Here is a 25,305-nt window from a genome sequence, read left to right as displayed (position 1 = left end):
GGATGCCGGCTGGGTCCGTCCGCCGCGAGGTCCGTGCCGGGCCGGTCCCTAAATATGCGGCGTTGTGATCTTGACGCAGTCGCGGCGGCCCATCAGCACGCAATCCTGGGTCCGGCGCAGGTCGGCGATGCTGACCGCGAGCCAGATCCCGATCGCCGTCAGCGCGATGGTGAAGGCGAGCGCTGCGATGTTGGCAAGCATGCGCTGCCGGTAATTGTCGGGCTCGGCACGCGGCTGCTCGTAGCGTGACAGGTCCAGCCGTTCGGGCGTGCCGCGGAGCGGTTGCACGGAGCCATTGCCGCGCTGGACCCTTGGAGAAGGCGGGGTGCGCGGCCTGAACTGGAGCACCCGGTGCTCCTCATCAGAGCTTATGGGCCGCTGATTGTTCATGGGGCGGGGATCACTCCGAAGCAGCGATCTAGATAGCATAGGTGAGGCACGCGTTGCAGTAAATCTTTGCAATGCCAGGATGCATTTGTGCGTTCGTACTATTTTGCGCATGGACCGGTGTGCCGCGATCCAGCAACGGGCCATCGTGTCCGTCGCGAGCGTTGCGCTGCAACGCGGGCATAGCGACAGCCATTGAGGACGTCTTTTTACCGGTCGGCATCGACTTGTGATCTGCGCGTCTTCCGAACGGATTTTGCCACCGCGGGACCCGTGGCATAGTCGCGGGAACCCGAACCGTTCGTTGCTGCCAGGGGCCTCGATCATGACCACGACCAACGCGCGCGAGCCGAGAGTGCATCCGGTTCCGATCCTGTCGCTCCGGCCGACGCAGATGACGGTCGGCATGCGCGAGGTCAAGGAGAAGCGCAGGCGCTGGCGCGAGCACGGCAAGAAGAAGCAGGCGGATCTGCTCGGCAAGCACATGATCCCCGTCGTTTACGGTCCTGACGCGCGCTACTACGTGATCGATCATCATCACCTCGGCCGCGCACTGCACGATGAAGGCGTCAAGGAAGTGCTGGTGACCGTCGTCGGCGATCTCAGGATGGTGGAGCGCGAGGCGTTCTGGGGCGTCATGGACAACAAGCGCTGGGTCTATCCTTACGACGCCAAGGGTGAGCGGCGCTCGTTCCGCGACCTGCCGAAATCGGTGGCCGACCTCAAGGACGATCCGTTCCGCAGTCTTGCCGGCGAATTGCGCCGCATGGGCGGCTTCGCCAAGGACACCACACCGTTCTCCGAATTCCTGTGGGCCGACTTCCTGCGCCGGCAGGTCTCGCGCAAGGCGGTGGAGGCCGATTTCGATAATGCGCTCGAGAAGGCGATGGCCGCGGCCAGAAGCAAGAATGCGATCTATCTGCCCGGCTGGTGCGGCCCGGCGGACGACGACTGAGGGTATTCACGTCAGTCGCGCTGGAAGATCCTGGCGCCGGGATAGGCGCGGCGGGCGTAAGTTACCACCAGCGCGCGGTCCTGGGTATCCAGGAACGGCGTTCGGATCTGGCTCGATCCGACGATGAGGTGCCACAGGCCATTGAGCTTCTGGATCACGATCTTCATTTGCGTAGTCCTCGATGACTCCCATTTCACGAATGTTGCTCGTCACCGCAGTGCCTAGGATAGCGCTCGCGGGTATCAAATTCCCAATACGGCCGGCGCTGCAAAACACGTCTACCCTTGTTAGTTGGTTACGGATTGCGCCCAGATAAGCCGGATCTCATCACAGCCGCTTGAGCGAAATCAATTTCCGCGCCCACGAAACCGTCCTGAAACAGAGCCGTCCCATCTCTATGGGGTAGTCGAGCTCACACAGGAGGCGAACATGCGCCGTCTGGCTTTCGTAGTTGGCTTGCTCGCGGTCGCTTCGGCGGGAATCTCTGCATCCTTCGCCGCAGTCCACCACGCCAAGACGTTGACGTTCGCGGAGCGCTTTGCTCCGGCGCTCGAGTTGATGGCGAAGCGCTAGCCGCATACGCCTCGCAGCCGTGAGCGATGCAGCGGCTGTTCGCTGCTGGGCGGACATCACGTCGCAGTCGCCGACCGATGATGGCCGGGTCAGGTTTGACTTGTCGCAAACTTGCCTCGCCCTGAGCGGCTAAGGTCTGCCTGCATGGTTGCAGAGACAGCGTTGTGCCCCGATGGGAGGGCCCCCGGGCTCCAAGTCATGCAGATCTTGTCATGCAGATCTTGGAGGCACGACCATGAGCGTCATCTTTCGCATCCTCTTTGTCCTCGCCGGCGCGATCACGGCGCTGTTCGTTGCGCGTGACGCGCTGAACTTCACCATCATCCAGACTTTCGTCGCCGTCCTGCTCGCCACCGCAATCGTCGGTGCCGGCAGCTTCTGGAGCCTGCGGCGGAAACCGTGAGCGAGGTGCAACGCGGAGGTGCGGCCGGTCTGAGTGAGACCGAGGCGCGGGCGAGGCTCGCGGCAGACGGCCCCAACGAACTGCCTCGGCCGGAACGACGCAGTCCGCTGCGCATCGTGGTGGAAGTGCTGCGCGAGCCGATGCTCCTGCTGCTGCTCTGCGGCGGGCTGATCTACCTCGTGCTCGGCGATCTCAAGGAGGCGGTGATCCTGCTGGCGTTCGGGGCGATGTCCATCGTGATCACGGTGGTGCAGGAAACCCGGACCGAGCGCGTGCTGGAAGCCTTGCGCGACCTGACCAGCCCGCGGGCGCTGGTGGTGCGTGACGGTGCGCGCCGGCGAATTGCCGGCCGCGAGGTCGTGCAGGGCGACCTTCTCGTCCTCGGTGAAGGCGATCGCGTTCCCGCCGACGCCGCGCTCGTCGAAGCGCGGGACCTGCAGATCGACGAGTCCCTGCTGACCGGCGAGTCGGTGCCCGTCCGCAAGAAGACGGCCGACAACATCAAAGTAGCCGCTCACCGGCCCGGCGGCGAGGATCAGCCATTCGTGTATTCCGGCTCGCTCGTCGTGCGCGGCGAGGGGTTGGCGCTGGTCGAGGCCACCGGGCCGCGCAGCGAGATCGGGAAGATCGGGCTGTCGCTTCGCGGCTTGCAGGCCGAGCCGCCGCGGCTTCAGCAACAGACCGCAAGGCTGGTGCGGCTCTGCTTCCTCGGTGGCGCCGTGATCAGCCTGGCCGCGATTGTGCTCTACGGCGTCTCGCGCGGCGACTGGCTGCAGGCGCTGCTGGCAGGCGTCGCCATCGGTATGTCGATGCTTCCGGAAGAATTCGGTGTCGTGCTCACGGTGTTCATGGCCATGGGTGCGTGGCGGATTTCGCAGGCCCGCGTCCTGACGCGGCGCGCCGCCGCCATCGAGGTCCTCGGCTCAGCAACAGTCCTGTGCACCGACAAGACCGGAACGCTGACGCAGAATCAGATGTCGGTCGCCGAGCTGCGCCTGCTGGACGGCGCGCGCCTGCGCGCGGAGGCGTCCGGACCGGATCAGGTCGGGCGCGAATTCGCAGAGCTGGCGCGCTGCGGGGCACTGGCAAGCTCTCCGGAGCCGTTCGATCCGATGGAGAAGGCGCTGCATTCGTTCGCGCGTGGTGTCCTGCGGGACGGCGACGCGATGGATGGCGAGCGGACGCTGGTGCGCACCTATGGTCTACGCCCCGAGCTGCTGGCCATGACCCAGGTTTGGCGGACAGCCGGAGGGGCGGACCTCGTCGCATGCGCCAAGGGCGCGCCGGAAGCGATTGCGCGCCTGTGCAGGCTGAACGAGGCCGATCGGGAGGCCGTGCAAGCTGCCATCGGGGCAATGGCGAAGGACGGGCTCCGGGTGCTGGGGATGGCGGTCGCCGTTTGCGATGAGGCTTCCCTGCCGGCATCCCAGGAGGCTTTTGTATTTCGCTTCGTCGGCCTGGTCGGGCTTGCCGATCCGTTGCGGCCTCATGTTCCGGAGGCGGTTCGCGAATGCCGTTCGGCCGGCATCCGCGTCATCATGATCACGGGCGACTATCCGGCGACCGCCATGGCGATCGCCGCGCAAGCCGGGCTCGACGTCGATGAGGTCGCGACCGGGGAGCAGGTCAAGCTCGCTGACGACCGCGAGCTCGAGGCACTCGTCAGGAAGGTGAACGTCTTCGCGCGGGTTCTGCCGGAGCAGAAGCTGCGGATCGTGCAGGCGCTGAAGCGCAGCGGCGAGATCGTCGCGATGACGGGCGACGGCGTCAACGACGCGCCGTCGCTGAAGGCCGCCCATATCGGAATCGCGATGGGTGGCCGCGGCACCGACGTCGCTCGCGAGGCGTCCTCGATCGTCCTGCTCGACGACGACTTCAGCTCCATCGTCGCATCCATCCGCCTCGGTCGCCGGATCTACGACAATCTGCGCAAGGCCATGGCCTTTATCTTTGCCGTCCACGTGCCGATCGCGGGTCTTGCGCTGCTTCCCCTGGTGTTCGGGCTGCCGCTGGTGCTCGGCCCGGTGCACATCGCCTTTCTGGAGCTGATCATCGATCCCGTCTGCTCGCTGGTGTTCGAGGCCGAGCGGGAGGAGCGCGACGTCATGAAGCGTCCGCCGCGGCGTGCCGATGCGGAGCTGTTCTCGTGGCCCCTGATCGCCTGGAGCGTTCTGCAAGGCACGATGGCCTTCGCCTTGATCGCCGTGATCTTCGTCGCAGCGCTTCGTTCCGGCCTTCCGCCCGAGGAGGCTCGCACCCTCGCATTCATCGCGCTCGTCGTCTGCGTCCTCGCGCTGGTGCTGGTCAATCGATCCTTCAGCGCATCCTTCTTGTCTGCCTTCTTCCGTCCGAACGCGGCATTGCTCTGGATCTTCCTCTTGATTGCGCTCGTTCTCGCCACAGCCTTGTTCTGGCCGCCGGCCTCAGGCCTGTTTCGCTTCGGTCCCCTGCATCTTGACGATTTGATGATCACGCTCGGCGCGGGAGTGCTGGTGCTCACGGCGCTCGAACTGCTGAAGCCGTTTTGGGGCCGACGGTTGCGATTCTAATCGCTCTCCCGCTGACCCGAGCTCGGCGAGGTCTCCGTCCGCTGAGGATCTTCCTTGCCGCCAAGCATACGATGCAGCCGGCGCTCGAGGCGGCGGCCAATCGTCAGCAGCACGAAGGCCAGCGCCAGGGCGACGACGACGATCTTCCATTGTCCAGCGCCGCAGACGATGCCGAGGCAGGCGGCAAGGAAAGTGCAGGCGGCGCTGGTGAGGCCTCGAACGCGAAACCCGGTGCTTTGGTGCACGATGACGCCGGCGCCGAGAAAGCCGATGCCGGTGAGGATGCCCTGGATGACACGGCTGGCGGCGTCGACGACCCTGGCCGGTTCGGCGAGCTGCAATGCGAGCAGAACCACGCTCGCCGTGGAGAGCCCGACGATGCCGAGCGTCTTCAGCCCGATCGGCTTGCCGTGCAGGTCGCGGTTGAGGCCGATCGCGCCGCCGGCAAGCGTGGCCGTGCCGAGGCGCAGCAGGATTTCGGGCCAATCGAGCTCGGTCATGGCGCCTCGACTACGTCTTCGGCAGGCGGCCCATCAGATAGAACTCCTCGTTCGGCCGCATGCCCGTGAAATTCGCCAGCCGGTTCGACAGCGCGAAGAAGGCGGAGATCGCGGCGATGTCCCAGATGTCGTCGTCGCTGAAGCCGTGCGGCGCGAGCGCTACGAAATCATCCTCGGAAATCCGCTGCGCGTCTGCCGAGACCTTCATGGCGAAATCGAGCATCGCCTTCTGCCGCGGCGTGATATCGGCCTTGCGGTAGTTGATCGCGACCTGGTCGGCGATCACAGGGTTCTTGGCGCGGATGCGCAGGATCGCGCCATGGGCGATCACGCAATATTGGCACTGGTTGGCCGCCGACGTCGCCACCACGATCATCTCGCGCTCGGCCTTGGTGAGGCCGCCGTCTTTCTCCATCAGCGCGTCGTGATAGGCGAAGAAGGCGCGGAACTCGTCGGGGCGATAGGCCAGCGTCAGGAACACGTTCGGGACGAAGCCGCTCTTCTCCTGCACGGCAAGGAGGCGCTTACGGATGTCGTCGGGCAGGGTGTCGAGGGCGGGGGCGGGAAAGCGTTGCGCGGCGGTCTTTGTCATGGGCATGGTTCCAGCTTGGGGCGGGAACCATAGTCGATGCGTGGGGCGGGCTCAATCTGCCGGTCCGAAGCGGCCGCGACGAAGGTGTCAGGTGGGAACGACGTTCCATCCTCCGTCATTGCTTCGCTGCGCTCGCAGTGACGATGTGGATGGAGCGAAGCCTTACCGCAGCGGCTTCTTCAGCAGCGAGAAGCGGTCCGGATCGAGGCCCATCGAGGGCTGCAGCATCGGGGCTTCGACGCTGGACATCGTCTTCGCGGGCGGTGCCGAGAACACGGGGTCGTTCGGCACGTCGCGCTGCGAGGTGGCGCCGCGCCAGCGTTCGAGCACGGCGCTGACGAAATGCATGTCGTGGCCGGAGGTGACGGAGGGCACGCTCGAGATGGTGGCCTCGCCGCGCGGCAATTGGTGCGGCGGCACCTCCTTGAAGCGCAAGCGGGTCGGCAGCGCCACGCCTTCGCCGAACGCCAGCACCTCGCGGGTGCCGAGCGACGGCACGAAGGAGAGCAGGTTCGCGGCGGCGTCCGACACGGCGGCGCGCAGCAGCGCCTGGTCGCGGTCGTTGGCGAGGCGCATCGTGAACAGCGTGTTGCACTGGGAGATGATGGTGGCGTCGAGCTCGGCGGGGCGCTGGGTGATGAGGCCGAGATAGACGCCGTATTTGCGGCCTTCCTTGGCGATGCGCGATACCGCCTTGCGGGTCGGGCCGAAGCCGATGTTGCGGTCGGCGGAGGCGTAGCGGTGCGCCTCTTCGCAGACGAACAGCAGCGGCGAGACGCCGTCGCTCCACAGCCCGAAGTCGAAGGCCATGCGGCAGAGCACGGAGACGACGGAATCGATCACCTCGGCCGGGAAGCCGGCGAGCTGCATCACCGTCATCGGCTTGCCGTTGGCGGGCAGGCGGAACAGATGGCTGATCACCTCGGCCATGGTGTCGCCGCCGACATTGGCGTTGTCGAACATGAAGGCGTAGCGCGGGTCGTTGCGCACGGCCTCGATGCGCGAGATCAGCTTGTGATAGATGATGCGCGAGGAGCGGTTCTCGAGCTTGCCCATGCGCTCGTCGATCAGCGACAACAGGTCGACCAGGCGATAGGGCACCGGCGTATCGACGGTATAGCCGATCTGCTTGGGATCGATGCGCTTGAGGCCGATGCGGTCGGCGTTCTGGTACTGGGTGTAGACGCCTTTGGCGAGCGGGATCACCTCGGCGAGGATGTCGAGCTCTTCCGGCACGCCGGCGCGGCCGCCGAACAGCACGTCGACGATTTCCTCGAAGTTGAACAGCCAGAACGGCAGCTTCAGGTTTCGCGGGTTGAGCACCAGCGCGCGGTCGCCGAAGCAGCGGCCATATTCGTTGTGCACGTCGAGCAGGAAGATGCGCAGGTTCGGCCGCGCCTTCAGGATCTCGTTGAGCAGCAGCGAGACGCCGGTCGATTTACCGACGCCGGTCGATCCCAGCACGGCAAAATGCTTGGACAGCATTTCCTCGACGTCGACATAGGCGATGACCGAGCGGTCCTGCTGCAGGAAGCCGACATTGATCTGGTCCGAGCCGGTCGGCGCGTAGATCGTGCGCAGCTCCTGGCTCGTGATCAGGTCGACGGCATCGCCGATGGTCGGATAGTTGGTGACGCCGCGCTGAAATTTGGCCTTGTCCGCGGCATTGAGGATCTCGCCGAGCAGGTCGACCGAGGCGATGGCAATGTAATTGTCGGAGCTCGACAGATTTTCGCAGGAGACCTCCGTGATCATCGCAACGATGACCGAGCTGGCGCAGCGAATGCTGACGAACCGGCCGACGGTGGCCCGCACCTCCGAGATCGGCATCCGGCTTTCCGCCAGAAGCCCAACCCGGGCGAGCGATCCGCGAACCGAAATCACGCGTCCAAAGGATGTCACGATGAATGAACCTGGCAAGAGCAAGGGGAGTTGCCCGGACTATGCGCGGCCGTCGCTGCACAAACGGTTAAACGCCGGACGCGCCGGCTCCGTTAAATCCGCGGTAATTCGGTCGGGAGCCTCGCCGCCAATGCCTGCTTATTGGCAAAATCGCCGGGAAAATGCTGCATTTTCCGGACCTTTCAGGTGAGATGGTCCTTAAGGAAGAGTTTACCATTCGGGCAGGCTGCCCGTCTCGTCCGGAGGCCGGCGGTCAGGCGCCGATCGCAGCAGGATACCGGCTGCTTTGTTGACTGGACCTAATGATTTGTACATCAGTACAAATGAGGCGCCGCGCCGAAAGCCCCGCGTCCGATCCAGGAGGAAAACATGCAGCCCGAACCGATCCTCGACCTTGCCCACCTCGGCCACATGGAGCTGCTGACGCCGAAGCCCGACGAGAGCCTGAAGTTCTTCGTCGATGTCATGGGCATGACCGTCAGCGGACAGAAGGGCGAGTCGGTCTATTTGCGCGGCTGGGACGATTACGAGCGCTATTCGCTCAAGCTCACGGCGTCGAAGACCTCGGGCATGGGCCACATGGCGCTCCGTGCGCGCAGCCAGCAGGCGCTGGAGCGGCGCGTCGCCGCGCTGAAGGGATCCGGCTTCGACATCGGCTGGATCGACGGCGACATGGGGCAGGGGCCGACCTTCCGCTGCCGCGACCCCGATGGCCACATCGTCGAGCTCTATTACGAGACCGAATGGTATCAGGCGCCGCCGGAGCTCAAGCCCGCACTAAAGAACCAGGCGCAGCGCTTTCCGGCGCGCGGCGTCAACGTCCGCCGGCTCGATCATCTCAATTGCCTCGCCGTCGACATCAAGGCCAACCGCGAGTTCTTCGAGAATTACCTCGGCTGCCGCCTCACCGAGCAGATCGTGCTCAACGACGGCCGTGAGGCGGCGATGTGGCTGACGATGTCGAACAAGAGCTACGACTTTGCCTATTCGCTCGATCATTCGGGCGTGCCGGGCCGCTTCCACCACGTCACCTACGCGCTCGACAGCCGCGAGGAGATTCTGCGCGCCGCGGACATTTTTCTAGAGAACGGCGTGCACATCGAGACCGGCCCGCACAAGCACGCGATCCAGCAGACCTTCTTCCTCTATGTCTACGAGCCCGGCGGCAACCGCGTCGAAGTCGCCAATGCCGGCGCGCGCCTCATTCTCGCGCCCGACTGGAAGCCGATCGTGTGGACCGAGGAGGAGCGCAAGAAGGGCCAGGCCTGGGGATTGAAGACGATCGAGTCCTTCCACACCCACGGCACGCCGCCGGTGGAGGTGAAGCACGACTAGCGTATTCACGCAGTGTCATTCCGGGGCGACGCGAAGCGGCGAGCCCGGAATCCATAACCCCGGCTGGTGGGTATGGATTCCGGGCTCCCTCGCTATGCTCGGGCCCCGGAATGACGTTAGTGGGTCGAACTTCGCACCCGCGAGATCGTCTCGCGCACGCCGGTCCAGGCCGGCTTGTCCGGCGCGAACTGCTTGCGCAAAAACGTCACGAGCTCCTCGACCTGTGCATCGCTCATGCTATTCCCGAACGCGGGCATGTAGCCGAGATCGCTGGAGACTGGGTCTGCAATGCCGTGCAGGATCACCTGCACGAGATTATCCGCCTTCGTGCTGTGAACGTTGCTGTTGAGCGCGAGCGAGGGCCGCGTGCCGAACAGCGGCAGGCCGCCGACCTCGTGGCACACGGCGCAGGCGCCTTGATAGAGGCGGGCGCCCGCGGAGGAGGCGACGGTCACTTGCGTTGCGCTCTCGAGCTTGGCGGCGAGCGCATCCGGCGCTGGTGTATCGGCCGTGTCGTTGAAGGAGTTCAGATAGACCGCCATCGCGCGGATGTCCTGGTCGGGCAGGGCTTTGAGATCCCTGACGACAGGCGCCATCGGGCCGGCCGCGACACCGTGGTAACGCGAATGGCCGGTGCGCAAATAGGCGTAGAGCTCCTCCTCGCTCCACGGAATCGGCGCGTGCGAGAGCGAGGTCAGCGCCGGCGCTTCCCAGCCCTCGGCAAAGCCGCCGGCGAGATAAGCGTTGCGTTGCTCGGCGCCGAGCGCGTTGCGCGGCGAATGACAGCCGCTGCAATGGCCGAGACCTTCGACCAGATAGGCGCCGCGATTCCATTGATCGGACTTGGCGGGATCAGGCTTGAACTCCTTCGTGTCGTGGAACAGCGCATTCCAGCCCGCGAGCAACGAGCGGAGATTGTAAGGGAAGGCGAGTTCGTTCGGCGGTGCCGTCGCACGCACTGAAGGCTGCGCCATCAGATACGCATAGAGCGCCTGCATGTCCGCGTCGCTGGTCTTTGCAAAATGCGTGTAGGGAAAAGCGGGATAGAGCTGCCGTCCGTCGCGATGCAAGCCATCGCGCATGGCGCGCTCGAAGGCCGGATAGGACCAGGCACCGATCCCGGTCTCGACGTCGGGCGTGATGTTGGTTGCGTAGATCGTGCCAAACGGTGTTTCCAAGGCGCGGCCGCCGGCATTCGATGCGCCGCCGACGGCGGTGTGGCACTCCGCGCAATTGCCGAGCGCGGCGAGCTGCGCGCCGCGGGCGATTGTCGCCGCGGAATAGACCGACGCATCGGGTCGCGCGATCGGCGCGATGGCGCGCCCGGGCAGAAGCGCCACGCCGATCCCGATCGCGGCGGTGCAGACGGCTGCGATCGTTGCGAAGACGCCAGCGCGCTTGGCGAATGGATTTGTCCAGATGCGGGACGGCGGCGATGCGGGCGGCGCGGGCAGGGCCTGCGGCGTCAGCGCCGCATCGCCGTGCAATCCCTTGAGGATTCGCTCAGGCGTGAAGGGCGGCTCGCGAAAGCGCACGCCGGTGGCATCGAAGATGGCGTTCGCGATCGCCGCTGCACTCGGCACCGAGGCGGACTCGCCGACGCCGAGCGGCGGCTGGTCCTGCCGCGGCAGCATCAAGACGTCGATCTTGGGCACGTCGGGGAAGGGGATGATGGGGTAGGCGCCCCATTCGCGCGCGGCCACAGTGCCGCGCTCGAACGACACCTCTTCCATCAGGGCGCGGCTGGTGGACTGGATGACGTTGCCCTGGATCTGATGGCGCACGCCGTCCGGATTGATCATCAACCCGGAGTCCTGCCCCGCGACGACGCGCGTCACGCTGACGTCGCCGGTCGTCTTGTTCACCGCGACGTCGGCGATCCAGGCCGACCACGCCGCGCCGTATCCCGGAAACTTGCTGTGGACGTAGAGCGCATAGGCAAAGCCGCGCCCGTGCACGACCTCGCCGTCCTTCTCCTCGCGGACCGGCCGCGGCGTCCAGCCCGCGCGCTCGGCGACCGCATTGACGAGATCGATTGCGCGCTGGTCCTTCAGATAGCGCCGGCGATATTCGATGGGATCGACGCCAGCTTCGGTTGCGGCCTCGTCGATATAGGATTCATGCGCAAAAGTATTCGGCAAGGCCGAGACGCCGCGGAACCAGGAGGCCCGCACGATCGGCGCCATGTCGTGCGCGACGACGCGCATGTGCTCGTAATCGTAAGGCGGGATCGCGGTGCGGTCACCCATCTGCAGCACCGCGGGCTCGGGCGGAACGCGGCCGGTCAGCAGCAGCGCCAGCGTCGGCGCGGCATTCGAGGGATAGCGCGTGGCGAGATCGTAAGCGGCGATGCCGCCGTCAGCGTCGAGGCCACCATTGACGTCGATGAGCTGCGCGGTGCCTTTGGGCTCCCAGGCGTGCTCCTGCTCGCGCGTCAGCTGCACGCGGACGGGACGGCCGACGGCGCGCGACAGCAGCAGCGCATCGGCAGTGACGTCGTCGGCGCAGTTGCGGCCGTAGCAGCCGGCGGCCTCCAGCCGGATCACCTCGATCTCGCTTTCGGGGCGCTCGATCAGCAGCGCGAGGTCGCTGCGCAGCACGTGCGGGTTCTGCGTGCCCGACCAGACGCGGATGTTGCCGTCCTGAAAGTCGGCGACGGCGCAGGAGGGGCCGATCGAGGCGTGCATCTGATACGGCCAGAGGTAAGTGCGCTGCATCGGCTTGGCCGCGGCCGACATCGCCTTGTCGACCTCGCCCTTGTCGATCAGCGTGCGCGGCGTCGATGGATTGGCACGCAGGGCGGTCTCGACATCGCCAAGATCGGTAAGCGTCGGCGTCGGCTTCCAGCTCACCTTGAGCTGCTCTGCCGCACGGATCGCATTCTCCTCGCGCTCGGCGACGACGCCGACGAAATCGCCGATCCGCACGACGGCGACAAGGCCGGGAATGTCGCGCACGGAGGATTCGTCGACCGCAATGAGGCTGGTGCCGACGAACGGTCCGGCATCGACGCCAGCATAGGGCGGCCGCACCACGCGGCCATGCACCATTCCTGATACTCGGACGTCGTGCACGAAAGTCAGCTCGCCCGTGGCTTTAGCAGGTAGATCGACGCGCGGCACCGACTGGCCGACGATCGCGTAATCGCCGACAGGCTTGAGCTCGACGTCATCGGCGAGCTCCAGGCGGATCGCCTCGTCGCCGATGAGCTCGCCATAGCTGACGCTGCGATTGTCGTGGCCGCGAACGAGTCCGTCCTCGATCTTGAGCTCGGCTTCGGGCAAGTCCAGGCGTTCCGCCGCGCGCGCGATCAGAAAGTGCCGGGCTTGCGCCGCAGCCTTCCGCAGCGGCACGGCCGTGATCTGGATGGTTTCGCTCGCGATCGTCGCGCCCTGGTTCGGCACCAATGCCGTGTCGCCGAGTACGACGATGACGCGGGCAAAAGAAACGTCGAGCTCTTCGGCGACGATCTGGCCCAGCGCAGTGCGGATGCCGGTGCCGAGATCGACATGGCCGTTATAGGCCGTGACCGAACCGTCCGCGGTGATGCGGACGAAGGTTTCCGATGTGACCTCGTCCACGCTGCGCGCGACGATGAGCGAACCCGCACGCTCAGCTCCGTTCGTAACAAAGGACGCCATCAATCTGCGGCCTCGGTGAGCTGGCCCGATGCGCGCATCACTGCGCGAAGGATCTCGACATGCGTGCCGCAGCGGCAGAGATTGTAGCGCAGCGCCGCCAAGGCCTCCCGTTCGGTCGGCCGCGGATTGATCGCGAGCAACGCCTTGGTGGTCATGATCATGCCGTTGAGACAATAGCCGCATTGTGCGGCCTGCTCGTCGATGAAGGCCTGCTGCACGACGTCGGGCTTGTCGCTTGTGCCGAGGCCTTCGAGCGTCACGATGTCGCGCCCGGCGCAGCCGCTCACTGGAATCGCGCAGGAGCGTGCCGCCAGTCCGTCGATCAGGACAGTACAGGTGCCGCATTCGCCCAAGCCGCAGCCGTATTTCGGGCCGTTCAGCGCGAGATCATTGCGCAGCACGTAGAGCAGCGGCGTGTCGCGCGCTGCCGTGACCTCGTGGATCCTGCCGTTCACGGTGAGGCGGATCGGTGTCTGCGTCATCCTCGTTCCCAAGCCCAAGACGATATCCAAGATCATGCAATCGCGAAAATTCGGCGCTGCGACGATACCGTTTGTACACAAACGTGCAAGCCATGCATGCCGCACTGCAGCGCGGTTGCCTTCTTTGTGGACAGGGCGGATAGGCAAATGAGGTTTTATGCGGCAGTGGCATCTTTTGCGCTGCACCGCCGCTTGACAGCCCCGGGGCAGCGCGCGCAACATCGTTCGTATACGAATGATAACAGCGGTGTCCGCCGGCTCCGACATGGTGACAGAAACGACGAGCGCCGTCATCGACAAGATCCGCTGCGATGCTTGTCCGGTGATGTGCTACATCAAGCCCGGCGCGGCGGGGGCCTGCGATCGCTATGCCAATCACGACGGCAAGCTGGTCCGCGTCGATCCGCATGTCATCCTGGAGCGCACCGTCTCTCACGGCGGCAAGCTTGTCCCGTTCAGCCGCACCGAGGACTGGGACGGCAAGATCGTCCACGAGCCCTCGACTTTCGTGACGGCGATCGGGGCAGGCACGACCTATCCCGACTACAAGCCGGCGCCTTTCATCGTCTCTGCGGAGGTCGACGGCGTCGACATGGTGACGGTCGTCACCGAGGGCATCTTCTCCTATTGCGGCATCAAGGTGAAGATCGACACCGACCGCTATCTCGGCCCGGAGACCGCGACCGTGCGCGCGCAGGGCGAGGCGGTCGGCCACGTCACGACCAGCGAATACGGCTCGCAGATGCTCTCGCTCGGCGGCGTGCATCATCTCACCGGCGGCTCCAAGAAGGAGGGCCGCGTTACCTGCGACACGCTGATGGACCTCGCCAATTGCAAGGCGGTCGAGCTCACCATCGATGGCGGCGCCACCGTGGTGGTGCAGGCCGGGCAGCCGCCGATCGTCAACGGCGTGAAGGAAGAGCGCATGCGCGTCGGCTGCGGCTCGGCGACGATCGGCATGTTCGCCAAGCAATGGCACGGCAAGGTGGACGAAGTCGTCGTGGTCGATGACCACATCACCGGCGTGCTCAGCGAGCATCAAGCGGGCAAGCTGCTCGACATCGCCGACACCGGCATCAAGATGAAGGGCCGTCGCTCGACGCCCGGCCGCTATTTCCAGGTGGCCGATCCAGGCACGGGCTGGGGCGGCACCAACATCTCAGATCCCCTGTCGATCCTTGGCCCGTTCGATGCCAAGGAAGCAAAGCCCGGTCTGACCATGCTGATGGTCTCCACCACCGGAGAGCATTCGTCCTATTACGTGCTCGACCAGGCCTTGAAGCCGGTCGAGACCGAGATGCCTGACGACTTGAAGTTCTCGGTCGAGCGCATCCAGGAAAATTGCGAGCCCGCGTTGTGCACGGTGTTGTTCATGGCGGGCGCGGGCGGCTCCTTGCGCGCTGGCGTCACCGACAACCCGGTGCGGCTGACGCGCTCGGTGAAGGATGCGCTGACGCGCGTCACCAGCGGCGGCGCGCCGGTCTATGTCTGGCCCGGCGGCGGCATCACCTACATGGTCGACGTGACGCAGATGCCGTCAGGCGCGTTCGGCTATGTGCCGACACCGGCCCTGGTCGCGCCGATCGAATTCACCATGAAGCTGTCCGACTATGCCGCGCTCGGTGGCCACATGGATTATGTGAAGCCGCTCTCCGAGGTGCAGAGCGGCGACGATGTCCGCCAACTGCCCTGGCAGAACCCGATTCCGGGGCCTCGCACATGACCAGGCGCCCGCAAATCGCATTGCTGTCTGATGGCCGGCGGCTGCATTTGCAGGATGGACCGATCGATCTGATCGTGGAGGCGAGGGGACGTACGGATGCGGTGCGGGTCGCCTATGAGGCTGCGGCGCTGCGGTTCACTGGATTGCTCGACGAGCTTTGCGCGGAATTGCCAGGGCTGCGTACGGCGGTCGAGGAGAAGACCTCGCTGAAGGGCGTTGTCGCCCGCCGCATGCACGCTGCCGTCGCGCCTTATGCCGCCGATTGCTTCATCACGCCGATGGCGGCCGTTGCCGGCAGCGTCGCGGAGGAGATTCTGGCCGCGATGCTGCGCGCTGCACCGCTCGATCGGATTTACGTCAACAATGGCGGCGACATCGCGCTGCATCTCGGTGTGGGCGAGCATTTTTCGGTCGGCCTGATGGATCGTCCCGACCACGACGGCGTGATGCGGAGGATGCGGATCGATGCGAACGATCCGGTGCGGGGCGTCGCGACCAGCGGTCGGCACGGCCGCAGCTTTTCGCTCGGGATCGCCGATGCCGTGACTGTGCTGGCCGCAACCGCTTCGCAGGCCGATGCGGCCGCGACCGTGATCGCCAATGCCGTCGATCTGCCCGGGCATCCCGCCGTCATCCGACAGCCTGCGAACGAGCTTCAGCCCGACAGCGATCTGGGCGCGCGCCTCGTGACGCGCGGTGTCGGCGAGCTGTCTCACGATGAGATGGCCGCCGCGCTTGAATCTGGCGCGGAATGTGCACGGCAATTGTTCGATCGCGGACTGATCGAAGGTGCCGTGCTGCGGCTTTGTGGTGATATGCTTGTCATCGGAACAAAGGATATAGAAGAGCAACGATCGCGCCCGCGTGTGCTGGAGAACGCGGTCCATGCCTGAACAGGGAAGCGAAACATGAGCGCGATCATCCGCAAGATCGTCACCGTCGTCGAAGAGACGCAGATGGAGATGGGACGCCAGGTGTCGCCGCCGACCCGGCGTGCCGCCGCGATCGCCGTGATCGAAAATCCTTTCGCCGGAAAATATGTCGAGGATCTCTCGCCGCTGATCGCGATCGGCGAGGAGTTGGGCGAGCTCCTGTCGAAGCGCGCGGTGGCGGCGCTCGGCATCGATGGCGCCAAGGCACATAGCTACGGCAAGGCCGCGGCCGTCGGCGAGAACGGCGAGCTGGAGCATGCCGCCGCAATCCTCCACCCCAAGATGGGCGCGCCGGTGCGTAAAGTTCTGGGCAAGGGCGCGGCGCTGATCCCGTCCTCGAAGAAGCGCAGCGGCCCCGGCACGACCCTGGACATTCCGCTGGGGCACAAGGACGCAGCCTTCGTCCGCAGCCATTTCGACGGGATGGAGGTACAGATCAACGATGCGCCGCGCGCCAACGAGATCATGGTCGCGGTCGCCGTCACCGACAGCGGCCGTCCGCTGCCGCGCGTCGGCGGGCTCACGGTCGCGGAGATCAAGGGCGAAGACGGTCTGAGATAGAAGTCGTAAGCGAGTTCAAATTGGAGGTTGGGATGCGAGCAAGAAATACTATCGTCGGCGCGGCCTTCGCGCTTCTGGCAGGCGGCATGGCCCATTCGGCCCTGGCGCAGGACATCAAGATCGGCGAGATCAACAGCTATTCGCTGCTGCCGGCATTCACCGAGCCCTATCGCAAGGGCTGGCAGCTTGCGGTCGAGGAAGTCAACGCGGCCGGCGGCATCAACGGCAAGAAGCTCGTCGTCATCTCCAAGGACGACGGCGGCAAGCCGGCGGACGCGCAGACCGCGGCCAACGAGCTCGTCTCGAGCGAGGGCGTCGCGATGCTCGCGGGAACGTTCCTGTCGAACATCGGTCTTGCGGTCTCTGACTTCGCCAACCAGAAGAAGGTGTTCTTCCTCGCGGCCGAGCCGCTCACGGACGCCATCACCTGGTCCAAGGGCAACAAATACACCTTCCGCCTGCGTCCCTCCAACTACATGCAGGCGGCGATGCTGGTGGAAGCTGCCAGCAAGCTGCCGGCGAAACGCTGGGCGACGATCGCGCCGAACTACGAATACGGCCAGTCGGCGGTCGCGGTGTTCAAGAAGCTGATGTCGGAGAAGCGCCCCGACATCCAGTGGGTCGACGAGCAATGGCCGCCGCAGGGCAAGATCGACGCCGGCCCGGTGGTGCAGGCGGTTGCCGCCGCCAACCCGGAAGCGATCCTCAACGTCACGTTCGGCGCGGATCTCGTCAAACTCGTGCGCGAAGGCAACACCCGCGGCCTGTTCAAGGGGCGCGAGGTCGTCTCCTTCCTCACCGGCGAGCCCGAATATCTCGACCCGCTCAAGGACGAGACGCCGGAGGGCTGGATCGTCACCGGCTATCCCTGGTACTCGATCAAGACGCCCGAGCATGACGCGTTCCTGAAGGCGTACCAGGCCAAGTACAACGACTATCCGCGTCTCGGCTCGATCGTCGGCTACCAGACCATCAAGTCGGCCGCCGCGATCCTGGCCAAGGCAGGATCGACCGATCCGGAGAAGCTGATTGCCGCGGCGGAGGGGCTTACGATGCCATCGCCGTTCGGCGAGATCACCTTCCGCAAGATCGACCACCAGTCGACGCTCGGGGCCTTCGTCGGCAAGACCGCGCTGAAGGACGGCAAGGGCGTGATGGTGGACTCGTCTTACAAGAAAGGCGCGGACTATCTGCCCAGCGATGCCGAAGTCGCGAAGTTGCGTCCGAAGGATTGATACAACAGAGACCGGGGCCTTCATGGTTCGAGACGCGCGGCGTCGCCGCGCTCCTCACCATGAGGGTCCCGGACCTCATCCTGAGGAGGCGCGGAGCGCCGTCTCGAAGGATGAAGACCAGCACCGAGACCTAACCAACCCGGACCGCCGATGGCCTTTTACGTCGTACAGTTTCTGACCGGTCTCGCCAGCGCAGCGTCGCTGTTTCTGGTGGCCTCGGGCCTGTCGATCATCTTCGGCGTGACCCGGATCGTGAATTTCGCGCATGGCGCCTTCTACATGATCGGCGCCTACATCGCCTTCACGCTGACCGAGCGCTTGTCCGGCGCGTTCGGCTTCTGGGGCGGCATCGTCCTGGCCGCGTTCGCGGTGGCGCTGATCGGCGTCATCGTCGAGATGGTGCTGCTCCGGCGCATCTATCATGCGCCCGAGCTGTTCCAGCTGCTCGCGACCTTCGGCCTGACCTTGATGGTCGAGGATCTCGTCGTGCTGATCTGGGGGCCCGACGATCTCGTCGGCCGCCGCGCGCCGGGCTTCAGGGGCGCGATCGATTTCTTCGGCCAGAACATTCCGAGCTACGACCTGTTCCTGATCGTGCTCGGTCCCGTCGTGCTCGGCATTCTCTGGCTGCTGTTCCAGCGCACGCGCTGGGGCGTCTTGGTGCGCGCGGCGACGCAGGATCGCGACATGGTGGCCGCGCTCGGCGTCAACCAAAAGTGGCTGTTCACGTCGGTGTTCGCTGTCGGTGTCTTCCTGGCAGCGCTCGGCGGCGCGCTCCAGATCCCGCGCGATGCCGTGCACCACGCCATGGACCTGCGCATCATCGTCGAAGTCTTCGTCGTGGTGGTGATCGGTGGCCTCGGCAGCATCGTCGGCGCTTTCGTCGCGGCGGTGCTGGTCTCCGAGCTGAATGCCTTCGGCATCCTGATCTTCCCGAAGATCTCGATCATTCTCGTCTTCCTGGTCATGGCGGTGGTGCTGATCGTGCGTCCCTGGGGCCTGTTCGGCAAGCCGGAGGCGGCCGCGCGCAAGACGCCGGGTCTCACCGTCAATCCCTGGCGGCCGCTGACCTCGAACGAGCGGCTGATGGCGCTTGCGGCGCTGATCGTCGCGGCCATGCTGCCGCTGTTCGCCGGCAACTATCTGCTGACCGTGGGCTCGGAGATCGCGATTTTCGTGATCTTCGCCGTCAGCCTGCACTTCCTGATGTCGGTCGGCGGCCTCGCATCGTTCGGTCACGCTGCCTATTTCGGGCTCGGCGCCTATGGCATCGCCTTCCTCGCCAAGATGGCGGGACTTCCGATGATCGTCTGCTTGCTGCTCGGGCCGCTGCTCGGCTGCATGGGCGCGGCCGTGTTCGGCTTCTTCGCGGTGCAGCTCTCCGGCGTCTATTTCGCGATGCTGACGCTCGCCTTCGCGCAGATCGTCTGGTCGATCGCGTTCCAGTGGGTGGACGTGACCGGCGGCGACAACGGCATTCTCGGCCTCTGGCCGTCGAGCTGGGCGGCAAGCCCGTCGCGCTTCTACTGGCTTTCGCTCGGCGTCGCGGCGCTGGTGACCGTCGCGCTGCGGGCCATGGTGTTCTCGCCGTTCGGCTACGCGCTTCGTGCCACGCGCGACTCGGTTCTGCGCAGCGAAGCCATCGGCATCGATGCCAAGCGCATCCAGTGGACCGCCTTCGTGATCGCCGGCACGACCGCCGGCATCGGCGGCGCCTTGTTCGCCTACCTCAAGGGTAGCGTGTTCCCCGACAATCTCGGCATTTCGCTCTCCGTCGACGCGCTCGTCATGGTGCTGCTCGGCGGCGTCGAGACGGTCTCGGGCGCGGTGATCGGCGCCATCGTCTACAAGGCTTTGAACATCTGGCTGGTGAGCCAGACCGATCTGTCGAAGCTCGTGCTCGGCGGCTTCATCATGCTGATCGTCGTCGTCTTCCCCAAGGGCATCGTCGGCACGCTGGAGATGCTGGCGCAGCGCCGCAAGAAAGCATCGCCGCCGGGATCACCTTTGCTCGCCAAGCCGATCGAGTCTGCCGAATGAGCGTCGCACCTCCACTTCTCGCGGTCGAAGGCCTGACCAAATCCTATGGCGGCATCCATGCCGTGCGAGGCGTCTCGTTCTCGCTGCGGGCCGGCGAGATCCTGGCGCTGATCGGGCCGAACGGCGCCGGAAAAAGCACCTGCTTCGACATGCTCAACGGCCAGAACATGCCTGATAGCGGCCACGTTCGCCTGCTTGGCGAGGAGATCACCGGCCGGAAGCCGCGTGAGGTCTGGCGGCTCGGCGTCGGCCGCACCTTCCAGATCACCGCGACCTTCGCCACCATGACCGTGCGCGAGAACGTGCAGGTCGCGCTGATCTCGCACGGCAAGCAGCTGTTCAATCTGTTCGGCTCGGCGCCGAAGTTCGATCGCGACGAGGCCGGCCGCCTGCTCGAGCTGGTCGGCATGGGCGGCTATGCGGACCGGCCCTGCGGCGAGCTTGCCTATGGCGATCTCAAGCGGCTCGAGCTTGCGGTTGCGCTCGCCAATCAGCCCAAGCTGCTGCTGATGGACGAGCCGACGGCCGGAATGGCACCGCGCGAGCGCGTCGAATTGATGCGGCTGACCGCGCGCATTGCCCGGGAAAAATCCATCGGCGTTCTCTTCACCGAGCACGACATGGACGTGGTGTTCGAGCATGCCGACCGCATCCTCGTGCTCAACCGCGGGACGTTGATCGCGGAGGGCTCGCCGGCCGAAGTGCGCGGCAATCCCCAGGTGCAGGCGGTCTATCTCGGCGAGGGCCTTGTCTACGATGCCCGGCACCGCGAGGGAGCCTCCACATGAAGCTCACGGTGCAAGACCTCAACAGCCATTATGGTCCGGCGCATATCCTGTTCGACATCGGCTTCGAGGTCGGCGAGGGCGAGGTGGTGGCACTGCTGGGACGCAACGGCGCCGGCAAGTCGACCACGTTCCGCTCGATCGTCGGCCTCGTCGCGCAGCGCTCCGGCCGCATCACGTTCGAGGGCAAGGACGTCTCGACGAAACCGACGCACGAGATCGTGCGCGAGGGCCTCGGCTACGTGCCGGAGGAGCGTCGCATCTTCACGGACCTGACCGTCGAGGAAAACCTCGAAGTCGGCCGCCAGCCGAAGCGTCCGAACGCGCCGCACTGGACGCGCGAAAAGCTGTTCGCGCTGTTTCCTAACCTCGGCGAGATGAAGAACCGCCCGGGCGGACGAATGAGCGGCGGCGAGCAGCAGATGCTCACCATTGCGCGCACGCTGATGGGCAATCCCTCGCTGGTGCTGCTGGACGAGCCGTCGGAGGGCCTGTCGCCGAAGATCGTGGAGCAGATGGTTGATGCCATCCTGACCATGAAGAAGGAAGGCGTCAGCATCGTCGTCTCCGAGCAAAATCTGCATTTCGCGCGGCTGATTTCGGATCGCGCCTACATCATCGAGCGCGGCCGCATCTGCTTCGGCGGCACCATGGCCGAGCTCGACGCGCGCCCGGATATCCGCGACGCGCATCTGTCGTTGTGAGGCAAGGGGAAGGGCTGCGAACGGATGGCGAGAAGCGTTGCGGCAAAGAAAAGTGTCAAACCGGCGAAACCGCCTTACGTGCTCGACGAACAGGTCGGCTTCATCCTGCGCCAGGTCTGGCAGCGCCACAGCTCGATCTTCGCCCGCGACATCGGCACCAATCTGACGCCGACGCAATGGGCGGCGCTGTCGAAACTGGCCGAGACCGGGCCGTGCTCGCAGAACCAGCTCGGGCGCCTGACGGCGATGGACGTCGCGACCATCAAGGGCGTGATCGATCGTCTCACCGCGCGCGGCCTCACCGAGACGAGCCAGGATCCCGAGGACGGCCGCCGCCTGCTGGTGAGCCTGACCCGCGCCGGACAGCAGCTTGCCGAAAAGCTGGCGCCGAACGCGCTGGCGATCACCCGCGAGACGCTGGCGCCGCTCGAGGCGAAAGAGCGCGAGACGCTGATGATGCTGCTGAACAAGCTCAGGTGAAGGTTTCGTAGGGCGGGCAGAGCGAAGCGTGCCCGCCATCCTTTCTCGAGTCGCAAAAATCGTGGGCACGGCACTTCGCGCCGTTTGACCACCCTACGGCAGTTGAACAAGGTGCCGGAACTGGCGACTAACCTTGATGAAGGGTTTATCGAGGTTTTGGTCATGAGAGTTGCGACGCGCTTTGCGGTTGTCTTGAGTCTTGGTGCCGTGCTCGCCGGCCAATGCGCTCCCGCCTTGGCGGCGCAGCCTTACGAAGGCTTCTGGGCCTCGACCAAAAAGGACTGTCGCAACGAGGACAGTCCCAACCGCATGAGCATCGAGGGCGGCAATCGCCTGTACTGGTATGAGACGCGGTGCCGCGCCAGCCAGATCACGGCCGACGGAAGGCTCGGCTGGAAAATGAAGCTGGCCTGCGAAGGCGAGGGCGAAAAATTCCGCTCCAATCCTCGCGTCTCCGTCGCTGCGGATGGCAGGCTGGTGATGGACAACGGTCCAGTTGGGCGGGCCAAGCGCCAGACCTATGTGCGCTGTGAGATTGCGAAGAAGCGCTGATCTCTTACGTCTTTCCCGGCCATTTGGCGCGGTAGCGGATTTCGCTGCCGTCACCAAGCCGCCGCCACGTTCCGAATTCCGGCGTATGCGGCGCGCGGGCCGTCAAATCGATCGGATAGATCCGGCTCGGCTGGCCCTGGATGTTGATGGCGAGCTGCCGGTGCGAGGTTCGAAACGCCAGCTCGACTTCGCCGGCGATAACCGCCTGGTCGCCATCGCGATAGAACGCGGCCGGACTGACTTCGCCCGGCATGGTGTTGATGTCGGTTTGCAGTTCGATGGTGATGTCCTGCGCCGATGTTGGCACCGTTACTCCCGCCGGAAAGCGGACCTCGAACACGAGCAGGGGATTGGCGCCGTTGCGGTTGAGCCAGGGCGTTGCGGTCGCGTATGCGTACGCAATGTAGGCGCCGAGGCCGGCGGTGCAGAGCAGGGCGACGATGCCGAGCGACTTCAAGCTGTTCCGCGCGACGCCGCCGACGCCTGCGTCCTGCCCTGCATTTTTGCCTGAACGCGTCACGAGCCAATTGGCGAGGACCGCGCCGGCGATTGCACCGGTGGGCGAGTAGACGAACAGTCCCAGCAGACCCGATGTGATCGGGTCCGCACGGTTGCCGACATCGAGGAGAGAAAACAGCACAAAGATCGCGATATAGCCCGCCACCGCGCCAGCGACGCCCACGGCTATCCGTGATGGGTCCTTCATGTCAGCCTCGATGGTCGAACAATGAACTGCCGCCGCCGAGGGCTGCCTGCGTTAGACGCAACAGGCTTGCGACTTGTTCAATGCCTTCGAGGGACGGTGCGAGCGGCGGGCCGCTCCGGCTGCATCACTTCGCCACCACCTCCGGCACCTTGCCGGCGGGCGGCGTGTTGCGGCTGCGCTGGGTGCGGACGATGCCGTCGATGATGGTCATTCCGATGCCGGGGAGATCGCCGAGCTGAACGCTCTCCAGGATGTTCTTGCCCGGCGAGTGCTGGGCCTTGTCCATGATGACGAAGTCGGCGGAGCGGCCGACCTCGATCAGGCCGCAGTCGAGCTGGCGCATCCGGGCGGTGTTGCCGGTGGCAAGGCAGAATGCGATCTCGGCCGGCAGGTCGCCGAGCGAGGACAGCATCGAGACCATGCGCAGAATGCCGAGCGGCTGCACGCCGGAGCCGGCGGGCGCGTCGGTACCAAGGATGACGCGATGCAGGTCGCCCATCTCGCGGGCGGTGCGCAGCGTGAACAGGGCCGAGCGCTCATTGCCGTTGTGCACGAGCTCGAGGCCGCGCTTGCAGCCCTCGCAGATGCAGCGGATCTGGTCGTCGGGCAGAGCAGTGTGGCCGCCGTTGATGTGGCCGACCACGTCGGTGTCGGCCTCAAGCACCACGTCCTTGTCGATCAGGCCGGAGCCGGGGATCGACGGGCCGCCGGTGTGGATGGTGCTCTGGATACCGTATTTGCGCGCCCAGCCGACCATCTTCCGCGCGGTCGGGCCGTCCTTGACGCCGCCGAGGCCGACCTCGCCGAGCAGCTTGACGCCGTTCGCGGCCATCTCCTTGAAGTCTTCTTCCACCATCTCGCATTCGATCACCGGCGCGCCGGCGTGAACCTTCACCCCGCCAGGACGCAAGGTCCAGAATGCGCGCTGGGCGAACACGGCCATGGCCTTGAGGCCGACGACGTCGCGGGGTCGGCCAGGCATGTGCACCTCGCCGGCGGAGATCATGGTGGTGACGCCGCCGTGCAGATAGCTGTCGATCCAGTTGATCTGGTTCTGCCGCGGCGTCCAGTCGCCGGCGACAGGGTGGACGTGGCTGTCGATCAGGCCCGGCGCCACCGTGGTGCCGTTGGCGTCGACGATGGTGGTGGCGCCTTCGGTATTGACCTCCTTGAAGCGGCCGATCGCGCTGATCTTGCCGTTCTCGGCGACGATGGTGTCGCCGTCCAGGATCGGCTTTTCCAAAGCGCCGGACAGGATCAGGCCGATATTGCGGATCACCAGCTTCGAGGGTCCGGTGGCCTGGGGTGCGTCATGCGCCATGGAAGGGGCTCCTTATTCCTAACTGCAACGCTTCCGATCTTGGGCAGCCTTGACCGCGGGATCAAGCCGGATTATTCATTAGTATACGAATGATCGTGTACAAACGACGCATAGCTGCCGGCCTCGGAACCGCAATCGACGCGACAGGGAAGGTGAGATGAGCAATTTCAATCAAGAAAGCGTTTTGAGCGTCCACCACTGGACCGATACGCTGTTCTCCTTCAAGACCACCCGCACCCCGACCTTCCGCTTCCGCAACGGCGAATTCACCATGATCGGGCTCAGGGTCGGCGAGAAGCCGCTGCTGCGGGCCTACAGCGTCGCCAGCGCCAATTACGAGGACACGCTGGAGTTCTTCTCGATCAAGGTGCCGGACGGACCGCTGACCTCGCGCCTCCAACATCTGAAGGAAGGCGACGAGATCATCGTCAGCCGCAAGGCCACCGGCACACTGGTGATCGACAATCTGGAAGAGGGACGTAACCTCTACCTGATCGGCACCGGCACGGGTCTTGCGCCGTTCCTGAGCGTGATCAAGGATCCCGAGACCTATGAGCGGTTCGAGAAGGTGGTGCTGCTGCACGGCTGTCGGCACGTCAAGGAGCTCGCCTATGGCGAGATGATCACCGAGCATCTGCCGAAGGACGAGCTGCTCGGCGAGTACATCCAGAACCAGCTGATCTACTATCCGACCGTGACGCGCGATCCCTTCCGCAATCGCGGCCGCATCACCGATCTCATCACCTCAGGCAAGCTGTTCGCCGATATCGGCCTGCCGGTGCTGGAAGCCGCCCATGACCGCGTCATGATCTGCGGCAGCCCGGCCCTTGTGGCGGACACCCGCGTCCTCCTGGGTGAGCGCGGCTTCGTCGAGGGCAATCACGGCGAGCCTGCCCAGTTCGTGGTAGAGAAGGCCTTCGCCGAGCGCTGAAGCGTTTTCGAGCGAA

Annotated in this window: 24 protein-coding genes; 15 read left to right on the top strand and 9 right to left on the bottom strand. The window is 65.2% G+C overall.

Going from position 1 to position 25,305, the window contains the following annotated elements; genetic code table 11:
- Positions 1-48: 48 nt before the first annotated feature.
- Positions 49-390 (bottom strand): hypothetical protein, encoded by a 342-nt coding sequence (locus tag I6F37_RS09910; protein WP_036001385.1) that lies wholly within the window; start codon positions 388-390, stop codon positions 49-51.
- Between the two features lie 322 nt (positions 391-712).
- Between I6F37_RS09910 and I6F37_RS09905 the strand changes: the two genes are divergently transcribed.
- Complete coding sequence (locus I6F37_RS09905; RefSeq protein ID WP_057028844.1) at positions 713-1,342, top strand: ParB-like protein; 630 nt, start codon at positions 713-715, stop codon at positions 1,340-1,342.
- Positions 1,343-1,353: 11 nt separating this feature from the next.
- Here the strand turns inward: I6F37_RS09905 and I6F37_RS09900 are convergent, their stop codons facing one another.
- Positions 1,354-1,509 carry a hypothetical protein gene (locus tag I6F37_RS09900; protein ID WP_165637160.1) on the bottom strand — a complete coding sequence of 52 codons (156 nt, stop codon included), beginning with the start codon at positions 1,507-1,509 and terminating at the stop codon, positions 1,354-1,356.
- Between the two features lie 262 nt (positions 1,510-1,771).
- Between I6F37_RS09900 and I6F37_RS09895 the strand changes: the two genes are divergently transcribed.
- The 3 genes from I6F37_RS09895 (at position 1,772) to I6F37_RS09885 (ending at position 4,867) form a co-directional block, all read left to right on the top strand.
- Complete coding sequence (locus I6F37_RS09895) at positions 1,772-1,915, top strand: hypothetical protein (protein WP_167361652.1); 144 nt, start codon at positions 1,772-1,774, stop codon at positions 1,913-1,915.
- A gap of 235 nt (positions 1,916-2,150) precedes the next feature.
- A complete protein-coding gene (locus I6F37_RS09890; protein WP_167361653.1) occupies positions 2,151-2,318 on the top strand; it encodes a hypothetical protein in 168 nt (55 codons plus the stop codon).
- Positions 2,315-4,867 (top strand): cation-translocating P-type ATPase, encoded by a 2,553-nt coding sequence (locus I6F37_RS09885; RefSeq protein WP_225151055.1) that lies wholly within the window; start codon positions 2,315-2,317, stop codon positions 4,865-4,867. Before I6F37_RS09890 ends, I6F37_RS09885 begins: the two co-directional genes overlap by 4 nt.
- Here I6F37_RS09885 and I6F37_RS09880 read toward each other — a convergent pair.
- The 3 genes from I6F37_RS09880 to I6F37_RS09870 all read right to left on the bottom strand — a co-directional run bounded on the left by I6F37_RS09880 (position 4,864) and on the right by I6F37_RS09870 (position 7,861).
- On the bottom strand, positions 4,864-5,367 hold the full coding sequence (locus tag I6F37_RS09880) for an MgtC/SapB family protein (RefSeq protein ID WP_036001373.1): 504 nt from the start codon (positions 5,365-5,367) through the stop codon (positions 4,864-4,866). The two genes, I6F37_RS09885 and I6F37_RS09880, sit on opposite strands and share 4 nt — an antisense overlap.
- Positions 5,368-5,377: 10 nt before the next feature.
- Entirely contained in the window at positions 5,378-5,959 is a 582-nt protein-coding gene (locus tag I6F37_RS09875) for a peroxidase-related enzyme (RefSeq protein WP_036001422.1), read from the bottom strand.
- 162 nt (positions 5,960-6,121) lie between these two features.
- Positions 6,122-7,861, bottom strand: a complete 1,740-nt coding sequence (locus I6F37_RS09870) for an ATP-binding protein (RefSeq protein WP_036001369.1) — start codon at positions 7,859-7,861, stop codon at positions 6,122-6,124.
- A 369-nt stretch (positions 7,862-8,230) separates the two neighbouring features.
- On the opposite strand from I6F37_RS09870, the gene I6F37_RS09865 reads away from it, so the two are divergent.
- On the top strand, positions 8,231-9,196 hold the full coding sequence (locus I6F37_RS09865) for a catechol 2,3-dioxygenase (protein ID WP_036001365.1): 966 nt from the start codon (positions 8,231-8,233) through the stop codon (positions 9,194-9,196).
- A gap of 116 nt (positions 9,197-9,312) precedes the next feature.
- On the opposite strand, the gene I6F37_RS09860 is transcribed toward I6F37_RS09865, so the two are convergent.
- Together I6F37_RS09860 and I6F37_RS09855 are read right to left on the bottom strand one after the other, a co-directional pair.
- Entirely contained in the window at positions 9,313-12,837 is a 3,525-nt protein-coding gene (locus tag I6F37_RS09860; protein WP_225151053.1) for a molybdopterin cofactor-binding domain-containing protein, read from the bottom strand.
- Complete coding sequence (locus I6F37_RS09855) at positions 12,837-13,319, bottom strand: (2Fe-2S)-binding protein (protein WP_225132849.1); 483 nt, start codon at positions 13,317-13,319, stop codon at positions 12,837-12,839. The genes I6F37_RS09860 and I6F37_RS09855 overlap by 1 nt, the downstream gene beginning before the upstream one ends.
- A 265-nt stretch (positions 13,320-13,584) precedes the next feature.
- Between I6F37_RS09855 and I6F37_RS09850 the strand changes: the two genes are divergently transcribed.
- The 9 genes from I6F37_RS09850 (at position 13,585) to I6F37_RS09810 (ending at position 22,331) form a co-directional block, all read left to right on the top strand.
- Positions 13,585-15,042, top strand: coding sequence for a hypothetical protein (locus I6F37_RS09850; protein WP_057029297.1), 1,458 nt, complete (start codon positions 13,585-13,587; stop codon positions 15,040-15,042).
- A complete protein-coding gene (locus tag I6F37_RS09845; protein WP_225151050.1) occupies positions 15,039-15,935 on the top strand; it encodes a UPF0280 family protein in 897 nt (298 codons plus the stop codon). The genes I6F37_RS09850 and I6F37_RS09845 overlap by 4 nt, the downstream gene beginning before the upstream one ends.
- A gap of 15 nt (positions 15,936-15,950) precedes the next feature.
- Positions 15,951-16,535: an amino acid synthesis family protein gene (locus I6F37_RS09840; RefSeq protein ID WP_025035619.1), complete on the top strand. Its 585-nt coding sequence runs from the start codon at positions 15,951-15,953 to the stop codon at positions 16,533-16,535.
- A gap of 32 nt (positions 16,536-16,567) precedes the next feature.
- Positions 16,568-17,770: an ABC transporter substrate-binding protein gene (locus tag I6F37_RS09835; RefSeq protein WP_225140161.1), complete on the top strand. Its 1,203-nt coding sequence runs from the start codon at positions 16,568-16,570 to the stop codon at positions 17,768-17,770.
- 150 nt (positions 17,771-17,920) lie between these two features.
- Positions 17,921-19,810 (top strand): ABC transporter permease, encoded by a 1,890-nt coding sequence (locus I6F37_RS09830; RefSeq protein WP_057028848.1) that lies wholly within the window; start codon positions 17,921-17,923, stop codon positions 19,808-19,810.
- A complete protein-coding gene (locus I6F37_RS09825; RefSeq protein WP_036001349.1) occupies positions 19,807-20,598 on the top strand; it encodes an ABC transporter ATP-binding protein in 792 nt (263 codons plus the stop codon). Before I6F37_RS09830 ends, I6F37_RS09825 begins: the two co-directional genes overlap by 4 nt.
- Entirely contained in the window at positions 20,595-21,299 is a 705-nt protein-coding gene (locus tag I6F37_RS09820; RefSeq protein ID WP_057028850.1) for an ABC transporter ATP-binding protein, read from the top strand. Before I6F37_RS09825 ends, I6F37_RS09820 begins: the two co-directional genes overlap by 4 nt.
- A 24-nt stretch (positions 21,300-21,323) precedes the next feature.
- Positions 21,324-21,779, top strand: a complete 456-nt coding sequence (locus I6F37_RS09815; protein WP_036001344.1) for a MarR family winged helix-turn-helix transcriptional regulator — start codon at positions 21,324-21,326, stop codon at positions 21,777-21,779.
- A 162-nt stretch (positions 21,780-21,941) separates the two neighbouring features.
- Positions 21,942-22,331: a hypothetical protein gene (locus I6F37_RS09810; RefSeq protein ID WP_036001342.1), complete on the top strand. Its 390-nt coding sequence runs from the start codon at positions 21,942-21,944 to the stop codon at positions 22,329-22,331.
- A gap of 4 nt (positions 22,332-22,335) precedes the next feature.
- On the opposite strand, the gene I6F37_RS09805 is transcribed toward I6F37_RS09810, so the two are convergent.
- The gene (locus I6F37_RS09805; protein ID WP_036001338.1) at positions 22,336-23,037 is read right to left on the bottom strand and encodes a hypothetical protein; all 702 of its coding nucleotides are present in this window, start codon (positions 23,035-23,037) and stop codon (positions 22,336-22,338) included.
- Positions 23,038-23,161: 124 nt separating this feature from the next.
- On the bottom strand, positions 23,162-24,358 hold the full coding sequence (locus I6F37_RS09800) for an amidohydrolase family protein (protein WP_036001335.1): 1,197 nt from the start codon (positions 24,356-24,358) through the stop codon (positions 23,162-23,164).
- A gap of 157 nt (positions 24,359-24,515) precedes the next feature.
- Between I6F37_RS09800 and I6F37_RS09795 the strand changes: the two genes are divergently transcribed.
- Positions 24,516-25,289, top strand: coding sequence for a ferredoxin--NADP reductase (locus I6F37_RS09795; protein WP_036001332.1), 774 nt, complete (start codon positions 24,516-24,518; stop codon positions 25,287-25,289).
- The last annotated feature ends 16 nt before the right edge of the window (positions 25,290-25,305 follow it).

This window comes from Bradyrhizobium sp. NBAIM08, from assembly GCF_020193935.1.
Classification (GTDB): Bacteria; Pseudomonadota; Alphaproteobacteria; order Rhizobiales; family Xanthobacteraceae; genus Bradyrhizobium; species Bradyrhizobium yuanmingense.
The sequence above is the reverse complement of the archived record's forward strand: the minus strand, read 5'-3'. Positions and strand labels throughout refer to the sequence as shown.